Source organism: Plebeiibacterium marinum, from assembly GCF_026013615.1.
GTDB classification, from domain to species: Bacteria; Bacteroidota; Bacteroidia; order Bacteroidales; family Marinilabiliaceae; genus Saccharicrinis; species Saccharicrinis marinus_A.
The window spans coordinates 21,696-34,828 of record NZ_JAPDPI010000019.1; the positions used below are offsets into that span (position 1 = coordinate 21,696).

8 protein-coding genes are annotated in these 13,133 nt (G+C 38.1%); all 8 read left to right on the forward strand.

From position 1 onward, the window contains the following. The 8 genes from OM074_RS10490 to flxY are packed head-to-tail and all read left to right on the forward strand — an operon-like array spanning position 1 to position 13,132. A complete protein-coding gene (locus OM074_RS10490) occupies positions 1-1,197 on the forward strand; it encodes a DUF2062 domain-containing protein (protein ID WP_301199428.1) in 1,197 nt (398 codons plus the stop codon). Then, on the forward strand, positions 1,190-5,026 hold the full coding sequence (locus OM074_RS10495) for a trifunctional MMPL family transporter/lysophospholipid acyltransferase/class I SAM-dependent methyltransferase (protein WP_301199429.1): 3,837 nt from the start codon (positions 1,190-1,192) through the stop codon (positions 5,024-5,026). The genes OM074_RS10490 and OM074_RS10495 overlap by 8 nt, the downstream gene beginning before the upstream one ends. A gap of 1 nt (position 5,027) precedes the next feature. Continuing rightward, a complete protein-coding gene (locus OM074_RS10500) occupies positions 5,028-6,512 on the forward strand; it encodes a phytoene desaturase family protein (RefSeq protein WP_301199430.1) in 1,485 nt (494 codons plus the stop codon). A gap of 2 nt (positions 6,513-6,514) precedes the next feature. Continuing rightward, positions 6,515-8,080 carry a phytoene desaturase family protein gene (locus OM074_RS10505; protein ID WP_301199431.1) on the forward strand — a complete coding sequence of 522 codons (1,566 nt, stop codon included), beginning with the start codon at positions 6,515-6,517 and terminating at the stop codon, positions 8,078-8,080. 2 nt (positions 8,081-8,082) lie between these two features. Continuing rightward, on the forward strand, positions 8,083-9,759 hold the full coding sequence (locus OM074_RS10510) for a C45 family autoproteolytic acyltransferase/hydrolase (protein ID WP_301199432.1): 1,677 nt from the start codon (positions 8,083-8,085) through the stop codon (positions 9,757-9,759). Next, a complete protein-coding gene (locus OM074_RS10515) occupies positions 9,749-10,615 on the forward strand; it encodes a 4Fe-4S binding protein (protein WP_301199433.1) in 867 nt (288 codons plus the stop codon). Before OM074_RS10510 ends, OM074_RS10515 begins: the two co-directional genes overlap by 11 nt. Before the next feature lies 1 nt (position 10,616). Next, positions 10,617-11,858 carry an alpha/beta hydrolase gene (locus OM074_RS10520; protein ID WP_301199434.1) on the forward strand — a complete coding sequence of 414 codons (1,242 nt, stop codon included), beginning with the start codon at positions 10,617-10,619 and terminating at the stop codon, positions 11,856-11,858. After that, positions 11,840-13,132: a flexirubin biosynthesis putative acyl-CoA ligase FlxY gene (gene flxY / locus OM074_RS10525; RefSeq protein WP_301199435.1), complete on the forward strand. Its 1,293-nt coding sequence runs from the start codon at positions 11,840-11,842 to the stop codon at positions 13,130-13,132. Before OM074_RS10520 ends, flxY begins: the two co-directional genes overlap by 19 nt. Position 13,133 lies beyond the last annotated feature (1 nt).

The window sequence follows — 13,133 nt, forward strand, 5'->3', positions numbered from 1 at the left end:
ATGGGCAACGGGATAAAGGATATACAATTGGCAGGGGAGTTTGATGCATTAAAATGCTGTGTCATTATCCCAACATATAACAACGAAAAATCATTGGCACAAGTAATTGCTGATGTTAAGAGGTATACCTCAAACATTATTGTTGTTAATGATGGAAGTACAGATTCTACTGCCAAAATATTGAGTGAGGTTGATGGAATAGAGATTGTTAGTTACCCTGCTAATAAAGGGAAAGGGTACGCTATCCGGCAGGGATTTAAAAAAGCTTTGGAGTTAGATTATCACTATGCCGTCACTATGGATTCAGATGGTCAGCATTATGCAAGTGATCTTGCCACTTTCATCCAGGCTGTAAAAGAAGATCCCAATAGTTTGTTTATCGGTTCCCGGTTTATGGAAGGCAAAGACCAGCCTAAATCCAGCGGGTTTGCCAACAAGTTCTCAAACTTCTGGTTTTGGGTTGAAACGGGCCTGAAGCTACCGGATACCCAATCTGGATATCGTCTTTATCCGATCAGGGCCATGGAAAAAAAGAAATGGTTTTGCAATAAATATGAGTTCGAAATAGAAGTGATTGTACGTGCTGCCTGGAAAGGTATCAAAGTGGCCTGTGTTCCTATAGATGTTTATTATCCATCGCAAGAAGAAAGGGTAACTCACTTCAGACCATTTAAGGACTTTTTCCGGATTACCGTACTGAATACTATATTGGTTACACTGGCCTTTTTGATTCACCGCCCAAGAATGATTTTCAGGGAATTTAAAGGCAAAAGCCTTAAAGAAATCTATATTACCTATGTTAAAAACGCAAATGAAACCAAAGGTAAAATTGCTGGGGCAATTGGCTTTGGCGTGTTTATGGGTATTTTTCCTATTTGGGGTTATCAGTTATTGATTGGTTTTTTGTTGGCTCATTTGTTCAAACTCAATAAAGCTATCTTTTTTATAGCAGCTAATATTAGTCTCCCACCCATGATCCCCTTTATTTTGTATCTGAGTTATGTTACAGGGAGCTATTTAATGGGACAAGGAAGCTGGAAGGTTGATGCAGACCTTGATATTGCTTCCATATCGGCTAATATTAAGCAGTATATAATAGGGGCAATAGGGCTTTCATTCATTATGGGAAGTGCATTTTATGTTTGTTCTTATCTTATTATTTCACTCTTTAAATCGTTGAAAAAACAAAATGCATAAGTTCTTTTCGCTGATATATAGTGTTGTTGCAACCCGTAAAAAGTGGGTATATGCATTTGTGATTATATTAATAGGGCTGATTTCTTATTGTACTACCCAGGTTGAATTCGAAGAGGATATTACATCTTTGATTCCTATGGATGAGCGGATTGCGGAAATGAGCGAAACTTTCTCCAATTCACAATTTGCCGATCAGTTGGTTTTTACGGCCTCTCTTCAGGATACATCTCAGATAAATGCAGGACGGTTAATTGAGGTAATCGATTCTATAGCGCATTATTTAAGGCAGGATACGGTACTGGTTAAAAATGTAAGAAACAGGGTAGATGAATCATCCACAGCTAAGGTATATAATTATTTTTACCGTAACCTTCCCATTTATATGTCGGATGCTGAGTACGAGTATCTTGATACAATCCTGACTCCGGAAAAGCTGGATGTGCTAATGAAGAAAAATTACAGGAGTATTATATCGCCAACTGGTTTTGGGGCAGGTAAATACATTCTGAATGATCCTTTAAGTTTGGTGCCCAGGTTTTTGAAACGTTTAAAGGCTTTTCAGCTGGATAAGAATTTTATATTGTACAGGTCGCATATTTTTACCAGGGACAAAAAGCACATCATGGCTTTTGTTGATCCTGAATTCTCTTCAAAAAACACCAGGCAAAACAGAATTCTGATCGATAAAATTGATCAATATTTAAATGTATCGTTTTCAGGAGATGTGCATGTAGAATATTATGGAGGTACGGCTGTTGCAGTGGCAAATGCCAATAGGGTGCAAAAAGATATTCTCATTACCATCAGTATTGCAGTTGTACTATTGCTGCTTTTATTTGTTTTTATTTTTAAAAACCTGAAGGTCCTTGTCAAATTGTTTTTCCCAGTTATACTGGGTGTTGGAATAGCCATTGTAATGCTTTCTTTAATGTATCCTACCATCTCTGTCATCGCATTAGGGGTAGGAGCTATTTTAATAGGAATCTCAATCGACTTTTCTTTGCATTACTTTTCTCATGTAAGGATGGGACATGATGCAAGGGGGATTATTAAGGATATTTCTGATCCGGTTATAATGAGTAGCTTAACTACAGCTAGTGCATTTTTATGTTTGAATGTAGTGAATTCTCAGGCATTGAATCAACTTGGAATGTTTGCAGGGATGAGCGTTTTTGCATCATCAGTACTTGTGCTGGTTTTGTTGCCCATTATGTTTAAAAAGAAAGCAAATGTTTTTGAGACGAACCAACATACTGTTGTGGATAAGTTTGCTTCATATGATTTTCATAAAAAGAAGGCCTGGATACTGGCAGTTTTTATTTTAACTATTGTTTTATCGTTTGCAGGAAAAAATATAGGATTTGATGCGGATATAGCCAATTTAAATTACTTGCCCGATGATTTACAAAAGGCGGAGCAGAACCTAAAGAGTATAAGCTCAGAGGCTGCCAGTGCTATTTATGTGGTAACTTCGGGTAATAACCTGGAGGATGCCCTGCAAAAACTAGAGAATAACAAGGAGGTATTCAATAAACTCACCAATGATGGTGTAATTGGTTCACTTAGCAGTGTAAATACCTTGTTGGTTTCGGAACGCTCGCAACAGGAGAGGATAAAGCGATGGAATGACTTTTGGGATAGCAAGAATAAAGAAACCGTTGCCCGGGATATTGATAATGCCGGAAGGGATCATCATTTTAAGGAGGGTACTTTTCGTTCTTTTTTTAAGGTGCTTCAAAAAGAGTATGATTATATCAGTACCGAGGATATTGGTTTGGTGAAAGATTTGTTTTTAAGTAACCTTATCAATGAAAAAGATTCAGCTATTTCTTTGGTGTCTATCTGTAAAGTTGATCAGTCAAAAAAAGCCGTGTTTTTTAATGAGCTGGGCAAAGCATCCGACCTGTTGGTACTCGACAAGCAGTATTTTACCAATCAGTTTTTTGAAATTTTAAGAGAAGATTTTGATAAGCTGATCAGCTACTCCATGATTGTAGTCTTTTTGATTGTTCTGGTATTTTGGGGAAGGTTTGAACTGGCTTTGTTAACATTTGTGCCCATTGTTGCCAGTTGGCAGTGGACAGTTGGGTTGATGGGCATATTTGATGTGGAGTTTAATATTTTCAATATAATCATTTGCACTTTTATTTTTGGATTGGGTATTGATTACTCCATTTTTGTTATGCAAGGTTTAATCAATAATCATAAATATGGCGGCAGGAGTATTTTGCCTTATAAAGTGTCTATAATACTGAGCGTAACCACAACTCTTATTGGTGTTGGAGTATTGATTTTTGCCCAACACCCCGCTCTGAAATCAATTGCCCTGGTCACTATTTTCGGGATTCTTTCGGTTATAATAATCACTTTTACCCTACTGCCCTTTTTGTTTAACCTGCTCACGCAAACCAAAGGTAAAAAACGTGTTTTCCCAATCATATTAGTCGATGTTGTGGTTTCTCTGGTTTCGTTTGCCATTTTCCTGTCAGGCGTGCTGGTTTTGTCGGTTTTGGTATTGGTGTTTAAATACACCCCCTTATTTGCCGATGCTAAAAAGAAACTGATTCACTACCTGCTGTATTTGAACTGTAAATTGGTGGTGGGCATAAATTTCTTGTTTAAAAAAGATTATGTCGATAAGCATAAGTTTGATCTTAAAGAGCCTGCAGTGATTGTCTGCAACCATCAGTCGCATCTTGATATTGCACTTATCTTGTTATTAAACCCTAAAATTTTTGTACTGACGAATGAGTGGGTATGGAAAAACCCTTTTTATGGACTGATCATCAGATATATTGATTTTTATCCTATATATACGGGTATTGATAATGGATATGAAAAGATAAAGCAAAAGGTAGACAAGGGGTATTCGGTATTGATATTCCCTGAAGGCACCAGGACTAAAGATGGCAAAATAAATCGTTTTCATCAGGGGGCCTTTAGTCTGGCCGATTATCTGGGTCTTGACATTCTCCCGGTAATACTTCACGGGGCTTATAACTGTATGCCAAAAACAGAGTTTTTCTTAAGGGCTGGTCACGTTACCCTGAAGTTTTTTGACAGGGTAAAAGTTGATGCTGCCGATGTTGAAAATGGCATTACCTATCGTCCCCAGGCAAAAAAAATGACCGCTTTTTATCGTGAACAATACGCTTTGATGCGCCAGGAAAGAGAAGATGTTGATTTTTTTGCCCGTAAGCTGATAAACCAATATGTATTTAAAGGGCCGGTGTTGGAGTGGTATTTAAGGGTGAAAATCAAATTGGAAAAGAACTATCGCTTTTATGATGAATTATTGCCAAAGCAAGGAAAAATAATCGATGTTGGCTGTGGCTATGGCTTTATGGCTAATATGTTGAGTTATACCTCCGAGCAACGGGAATTGGTTGGATGGGATTATGATGGCGAAAAAATTGCAGTGGCAAAGGAGGTAGCAATAAATTCAAATCGTGTTTCTTTTGAAGTAAAGGATATTGTTACCGAAAATTTTGAATTTGCTGATGTTTTTGTTTTTAATGATGTGCTTCATTATTTTTCAGAAGAGCGGCAAATAAAAGTGCTTTCCAAAGCTTTTGAAAAGCTGAATAATAATGGCTGTATTATAATCCGTGATGCAGATACCGAACTAAAAAAGCGTACGCGCATTACACAATTAACAGAGTTCTTTTCTATTAAACTGTTAGGTTTTAATAAAATGGATTACGAGTTGTCCTTCTTTTCATCCAGGAATATTGAGAAGTTTGCACAGGACCACAACCTTTCTTTCAGGAAAGTTGACAATGCAAAATACACCTCTAACTTAATTTACATCCTAACTAAAGAAGAATAATATGGCACGGTATGATATTGTTGTTGTAGGAAGCGGGCTGGCAGGATTGCAATGTGCATATCTTTTAAGCAAGGAAGGATATAATGTTTGTGTGGTTGATAAAAACGACCGTATTGGGGGTATGATGCAGTCATTTGCTCGTGATGGGGTGGTTTTTAATACAGGGCTGAACTATACCGAAAGCCTTGGTGATGGGGAGGTGTTGAACAGATACTTCAAGCTGTTTGGCTTGATAGGGAATATTTCACTGAAGCAGCTGGATCAGGATCAATCTGATATTATCTCTCTTGGAGATAAGGAGTATAGCATTCCCCAGGGACACGAAGCCTATATTGAAAAACTCAGCTCCTATTTTCCAAAGGAGGCAGAGGGTATTCAGAAATATGTGAATAAACTTTCAGAAGTATGCAACTCATTTCCTTTATATAAACTCGAAGATAAATATACCGGCTTTGCTATGGATAGTCCGTATATGGAACAGTCTGCTTCGGGGTTTATCAATGAAATGGTGTCAGATCCCGACTTAAGGGGGCTGTTGGCCGGAACCAATATATTGTATGCCGGACAAAGAGATATTACGCCATTATATACCCATTCATTAATTAGCTATTCTTTTATAAAAAGCTCGTGGAGAGTTCAGGAAGGTGGTAGTGGAATTGCAAATGTATTGGCTAATGGAGTCCGGGCAAATGGTGGTTCTGTAATCAGAAATGCCGAAGTAACTAAAGTTAAGGTAGAGGAAGGAAGAGTGTCAGGGTTACAATTGGCAAACGGGGAAATAATTGAGGGTAAAGAGTACATTTCTAGTCTGCACCCCAAAACCTTGATTCCGCTTGTGGAAGAAGGTGGGTTAAAAAAGGTATTTAAAAAGCGTATCCAATCATTAGAGGATTCCATTGGAATGTTCTCGGTTTATATTGTACTGAAAAAAGGTGCTGTGAAGTACCAAAATTACAATCATCATTATTTTAAAAGTAATAATGTTTGGACTACAGAAACAAAAGACTGGCCGGAGAATTTTCTTTTATATACTCAGTATAATAAAAAAACAGGTGAGTATGCTGATGGTTTAACGATCATTACCTATATGAACTACAAGGAGGTTGAACGATGGAGCAATACCCATATTGAGCAACGCGGAGACGACTATCTTAATTTTAAGGAGGAAAAGGCTCAGCAGTTGATAGATATGGCTGAAAAGAAGATTCCAGGATTGAGAAATCATATTCAGTCTTATTATACTTCAACCCCATTAACTTATAAAGACTATACAGGTACGGCAAATGGTTCGGCTTATGGGTTAATCAAAAACTATAGAAATCCTTCCTATTCTATTGTTGTACCCAAAACCAGGTTAAAAAACCTTTACTTTACGGGTCAAAACCTGAATATGCATGGAATTCTTGGGGTTTCAATAAGTTCAGTACTTACATGTTCCAGTCTGCTGGGAGAAGAGTATTTGTATAACAAGCTGATAAATGTGTGAGGATGAGCAAGAATAGCACATACGATATTGCCATAATAGGATCAGGGTTGGGAGGCCTTGCATGTGGAAGCATTCTGAGCCAGAGAGGCTATAAAGTAGTGGTGTTGGAAAAGCACTATCAGATAGGGGGCTGTTTGCAGCATTTTAAGCGTAAAGGTGTGTTGTTTGACACCGGGATGCACTATATAGGGAGTTATGAGGATGGGCAAATATTAAATACGCTGTTCAGGTATTTTGATATTTATGACAAGATAGATGCTTCAAAACTGGATGAAGACGGTTTTGATATATTGAATATTGGAGGCGAGCAATTTAGCATACCCCAGGGAGTTGAAAGATTTAAGCAAAAATTGGTTCTTCAATTCCCCGGAGAGGAAAAGGCTATTGGTTTATATTTTCAGAAACTTCAGGAAATTTATGATGCCGTAGATGTTTTGAACCTGAGAGATATGCCAACAGATGACCTTCCAAGGAAAAAGGGTCTGGATGAAAATGTATATGATTTCGTGGCCTCTATTACCCAAAACACCGACTTGCAAAATATCCTTTGCGGACTGAATTCGTTATATGCCGGAAAAAAGGAATCGGCTACCATGTTTATCCATTCAATTATAAACCTCTTTTATTTGCAAAGCGCCTGGAAACTGGAAAAAGGCGGAGGTCAGATTGCAGAAGCATTCAAAACGGTTATAGAGCAGCATGGTGGCAAAGTGTTCACCAAATCAAAAGTAACTCAATTGTTATGTGAAGATGGCTGTGTAAGCATGCTTAAGCTTGCTTCAGGTGATGAAATTAAGGCTAAAAAATACATCTCCGACATTGATCCATTGACAACCATGGAAATGTTGGAAGGAGCAAATATCCGCAAAGTCTTTTTACGAAGGCTGAAAGATCAGGAGCAAACCATATCATGCTTTAGTGTATATATTGCATTAAAGGCGAATAGCTTTAAATATTTAAATGCCAATTACTATTTTTACCGGGAAAATGATGTGTGGGCCCTGGATAGCTATTCGGAACAGAATTGGCCTCAAGGCTACATGGTATATTCAAACGAAAGCCAAACGGACAAGGGATATGCCGAAAGTCTTACCATTTTAACGCCAATGGAATATGCTGAAATGACAGAATGGGAAGATACAAGCATTGGTCAAAGGGGGACAGGGTATGAGGAAATGAAGAAACAAAAAGCGGAACAGCTTATTCAAGCGCTCGAAAAGCAATTTCCTGATATTCGCAACTGCATAGAAGCCATATATACTTCAAGTCCGCTGACATACCGGGACTATACTGGTGTCAGGAGGGGCGCCATGTATGGTGTTTTAACGGATAGCAGAAATCCATATGACTCACAGATCATGCCTAAAACCAGGGTCAGGAATCTTTTTTTAACAGGGCAAAATATTAATATGCATGGTGTTTTAGGCGTATCAATAGCAGCGTTACTTACATGTGGTGAAATTGAAGGAATAAACAATTTGCTCAAGGATGTACGTAAGCATAAGGTTAGCACCTGCAGTTTGGAAGAAAGAGAAGTGCAGGACGAAAATTTAGGATTTAAAGAATAGGAATGAAAAAATTAAAGTACATATTGATTTTTTTCGCGGTACTGGGTATCATATTATATTTCTCATTCAAATCCATGGTAATGGATCCTCCGGAGATTGAAGACCAATCGGCCTTGAAACTGGAGGTTGAAACAATTACGGATAGTTTGAGTTTTTGCGGAGATAGCTGGTTGCACAAAAATCATGGTGGGGTTTATGAGCTGATGGTTTCCGGGACTCCTTTTGAAATGGGGGTGAAAAATGGTAAGCTAACCCATAAATTAGGGGCCGACCAGGAAAAGTATTTTTTTGAATTTATAAAAAGCCTCATCCCATCAGAACGAACACTTAATTATCTTAAATATTTTATTACCATTTTCAACAAGGATCTGGATGAGTATGTGCCTAAGGATTTACTTGAGGAGATTTATGGAATATCCCTGTTTGCATCTGAGGATTTTAGTTTTATCGGAGACCCCTATCACCGCACGCTTAATTATCATGCAGCACACGATATAGGACATACTATTCAAAATATGAACCTTGTAGCTTGTACCGCTTTTAGTGTTCAGGATGAGCTGACTCATGACAGTTCGATTTATGTTGGCAGGAACCTTGATTTTTCGGCAGGTGATAATTTTGCCAGGGAAAAGATTGTAGCCTTTTGCAAACCATACAAGGGTTATAAGTTTGCATATATTACCTGGGCTAGTATGATTGGTGTACTGTCGGGAATGAATGAACATGGGCTGACCATAAGCTTAAATTCTGCCAAATCAGGAATCCCGTTTTCAGCTAAAACACCGGTTTCGTTGGTGTCGCGGCAAGTTCTTCAATATGCTAAAACTATTCAGGAGGCTTTTGAGATTATTGAGCGTAACGAAACTTTTGTTTCCGAATCGTTCTTTGTTAGCTCAGCGCTAGATCATAAAGCGGTAGTTATTGAAAAGTCTCTGGATAAAACAGCGATATATGATTCCAACAAGTCGTGTCTGGCATTAACAAATCATTTTCAGAGTAAGGAATTGGTTAACACCGAGCTTAATCAGGAATCAATTAATGAAAGCTGTAGTCTATATAGGTTAAATCGGACTTACGAGTTAATTGAGAAGAAGGAGAATATAGCATATAGGGATGTTGTGGAAGTACTAAGGGATAAAAATGGGCTAAAGGGTAAAGATATCGGACTGGGTAACGAATCAGCCCTGAATCAGCTTATTTGCCATCATGGAGTGGTGTTTAACCCGAAAAAATTGCTTATGTGGGTTTCACAATTCCCATATCAGGAAAATGGTTTCTTAGCCTATGATCTCAACGAAGTTTTTGCGGATTCGTTTGATATTAAAAAACAGGGGGCTTGTATAGACTCTCTTGCAGTTCCTGCTTCAGAGTTCTATAAACAGGGAGGTGTAGATAGATATTGGGATTATAAAAATCAGGTGAAAAACATTTTGGAAGGAATTTCAGAAAAGGATAAGATTACTGTCTCTGACGAGGATATTCAGGAAATAGTATCATTAAACCCTGATTATTACTATAGTTATTACGTACAAGGATTGTATTATAAAAGGAAACAGGATTATAATAAGGCATTAGAGTGTCTGAACAAAGCCTTGAAATATCAAATTCCAAGAAAGGTGGATAAAGATCAGATTATTGAAGTTATTAACGAAATAAGGGATAGTATAGATGACAAATAAATTTTTAGTTCCTTTGCTGTCTTTTACAACCTTTGTCATTGTAGGTTTGTGTGTATGGGCATTCCGCGATATTAGGTACTTCTTCCTTTTCACAGGTATCGGTATAACCGAATTCATTGTGCGAAGCCTGGTGATTAAGTATCCCGATAAACGGCAGTTCCTCAGGTTGATTGTACAAGCCATTATTGGTGGTTTTTTATTGTTTTACCTGAGCCTGGTTATAGGGGTAAATTTTCAATACTCCGAAATTATTTTTGATACCGCTGAGGGTGTGGTAACCGGTGCTTTGATTCAGGCAGTTATTGCCCGGGTGGCTTTACCTTTTTTGTTAGGAAATGCTTTTTGTTCCAGGGCCTGTTGGACGGGTTTGTTCTTTGAACTAACCAATACCAAAAGCTGTAAAAAACCTGTAGAGCGCAATAATTATGTGTCATGGGCATATCTTGTCATAGTGTCTCTCCTTGCAGTTTTAATTGTTGTTTACTATGTCAATCCTGCTGCAGATGAAGCATTGCGAAAAGTATTTATCATTGGCGAAAATATCTATGTTATATCTACAGGGTTCTTTTTAACCTTCTTTTTGGGGAGCCGGGCCTATTGTCGTTTGCTTTGCCCATTCCTTACTATATCGGGAATTTTTTCGCCATTTTCCTTTTTTAAGGTATCTCCGGTAGAAGATGCCAACTGTACGGGATGTAACCAGTGCACACAGGCATGCCCGATGTTAATTGATGTCAGGCAATACGTAAAAGAGGATAAGGCGATAGATCATCGGCAATGTATATTGTGTGAGAGATGTATCAGCTCATGTAAGCATAATGCCATAAAGGTAGATCATAATAAAAGAAATAGGTAGTATGATTGTGAAAAGGATTGGGTGTTTAATTATTATTGTTTTACTGTGTGTACACATAGGTGCGCAACATAAAGGATCTTCTTTTTTACCAGAGCCAACAGGCTCTTACTCCATAGGCACTAGGTCTTATGAAATAACATATCCTGTTGTTACAAAGAGAAGTTCAAGAGAGGATAAAGTGTTTGTAAAAATATGGTATCCAAGTGATAGTGTGGTTGATGTTTCCCATCATAAAAAATATTTAGAAGGGTATAACCTGGATGAAATTTACAATAATTTTAAAACCAAAGGAATCACAAAGGAAGAGATAGAGGATATCAGCAATTATTATACTAATACAACCGAAAACCTTCCGATCTCATTAAAGCAAAAAAACTTTCCTGTGATATTGTTTACCCCGGGTTATTATTTTGGGTTGAGTGATATTTATTCCTCGTTTACCGAAAACCTGGCCAGCAATGGTTTTATTGTATGTAGCATAACGCACCAACATCAGCAAATTAATGTAGAAGGAAAGAAAGGAGAGGATAACTCGCTGCAAAAAGCCAAATCAGCGTTGCCCTTCCTTCAGTGGTGGTGGGTCAGGCAACGTTCCTTGTCCGACTTTGAAAAACCAAAGAACCAGGAGCGCCTTACTAAATATTACCTGAGAAACTTAAGGCGGTTTGACAGGGTAATAAGGAAATGGGAAGCTAGTTCGATGTATTGTGTTGATTATTTCAGGGATAGGGTAAGTCAGGATCCGGTTTTTGCAAAAATGGACTTTGAAAGGGTTGGTGCTTTTGGACAATCTATTGGCGGGGCCTTATCAAATCATTTATGTGTAAAACACAAAATAATCAAAGCTGGAGTAAGTATGGACTGCTTCCAGTTTGGAGATGTTATTTCCTGCCAACAGGAAAAACCACTGATGCTCATTGAAAGCGATCACCAATACAGTTGGCAAATTGGTAACGAATATATTTATCGAAATTATAAAGAGCTCGAATATTTGAGAATTAAAGGGGCGCTTCACTTCCTGTTCTGCGATGTGCCCTATTATGATGTGGTAACAAGTGATGAAAAGATTGAGGGATTCATAGGCGAAACCCAAGGGAAAATTGCAGTTGAAAAAATCAACCAGTCCGTTCTTTCTTTTTTTAACAGGCACCTGAACCATACAAAATGCAATACAGATGAGCTCTTTGTGCATAACAATTTATTTATACATCAAATCAATAATCAATGTATATTCCTGAAATAGAAACCAAGACACAGAAAGAAATCAAACAGTTTCAAGAAGGAAAGCTAAAAGAACTGTTGAAATACCTTAGTCAGAATTCAACTTACTATAAGCGCTTTTTTCAAAAGCATGGTATTGATATTAATGAGATTCAAACGCTGGAGGATCTGGCCAAAATTCCAACAACCTCAAAAGGAGACCTGCAAGAGTTTAATGCTGATTTTTTGTGTGTGAAACAAGAACGTATAATTGATTATTTAACCACTTCAGGTACGGCCGGCGATCCGGTTGTGTTTGCAGAAACGGAAAAAGATTTGCAGCGTTTGGCCTATAATGAGTATATATCTTTTGCCTGTGCCACAGCAAAACCGGATGATATCTTTCAGCTTATGGTTACTCTCGATCGCAGGTTTATGGCTGGGATGGCCTATTATGAGGGGATAAGGAAACTGGGCGCTGCAGTGGTAAGGGTAGGTCCTGGTAACCCGGGACTACAGTTTGATACCATCGAAAGGATTAAGCCTACTGCCCTTGTTACAGTGCCTTCATTTTTGCTAAAGTTGATAGAATATGCCGAGAAGCATGGTATCGATTATATGAACTCAAGCATCAAAAAGGCTGTTTGTATTGGTGAGAGCCTGAGGAACGACGATTTTACCTTAAATACACTTGGACAAAGGATTAAGGAAAAGTGGGATATAGAACTGTATTCTACTTATGCTTCTACCGAAATGGGAACCGCATTCACCGATTGCGAGTGCCAAAAAGGAGGGCATCACCATCCGGAAATGATTATTGTAGAGTTTTTAGATGAGCATGGAAAAAACGTTCCCCCGGGCACAGCAGGAGAAGTTACCATAACAACCCTGGGTGTGGAAGGAATGCCTTTGCTTAGATTTAAAACGGGAGATATATGTAATTACCATGTGGAACCTTGCGAATGTGGCAGGACCACCATGCGTCTGGGGCCAGTAATAGGACGAAAAAACCAGATGATTAAATATAAGGGAACAACCTTATATCCCCCTGCGCTTTACGATGTGTTAAATGATATTGAAGGGGTTGAGAACTATATTGTGCTGGTTGACCAAAATACCATAGGGACAGATGATATAGAAATACATATTGGAGCTAAAAATCCATGTGATGCGCTTGAAAAATCTATAAAAGATCGTTTTAGAGCCAAACTACGTGTAGCTCCGTCGGTAAAATTTTATAGCCCGATAGAAATTGCGAAACAACAGTTCCCTGAATTGAGTAGAAAACCCATAACTTTTATTGATAAGAGAATATAAT

Coding starts and splice junctions, on each gene's coding strand:
- OM074_RS10490 (WP_301199428.1), top strand. CDS start 1: ATGGGCAACGGGATAAAGGATATACAATTGGCAGGGGAGTTTGATGCA.
- OM074_RS10495 (WP_301199429.1), top strand. CDS start 1,190: ATGCATAAGTTCTTTTCGCTGATATATAGTGTTGTTGCAACCCGTAAA.
- OM074_RS10500 (WP_301199430.1), top strand. CDS start 5,028: ATGGCACGGTATGATATTGTTGTTGTAGGAAGCGGGCTGGCAGGATTG.
- OM074_RS10505 (WP_301199431.1), top strand. CDS start 6,515: ATGAGCAAGAATAGCACATACGATATTGCCATAATAGGATCAGGGTTG.
- OM074_RS10510 (WP_301199432.1), top strand. CDS start 8,083: ATGAAAAAATTAAAGTACATATTGATTTTTTTCGCGGTACTGGGTATC.
- OM074_RS10515 (WP_301199433.1), top strand. CDS start 9,749: ATGACAAATAAATTTTTAGTTCCTTTGCTGTCTTTTACAACCTTTGTC.
- OM074_RS10520 (WP_301199434.1), top strand. CDS start 10,617: ATGATTGTGAAAAGGATTGGGTGTTTAATTATTATTGTTTTACTGTGT.
- flxY (WP_301199435.1), top strand. CDS start 11,840: ATGTATATTCCTGAAATAGAAACCAAGACACAGAAAGAAATCAAACAG.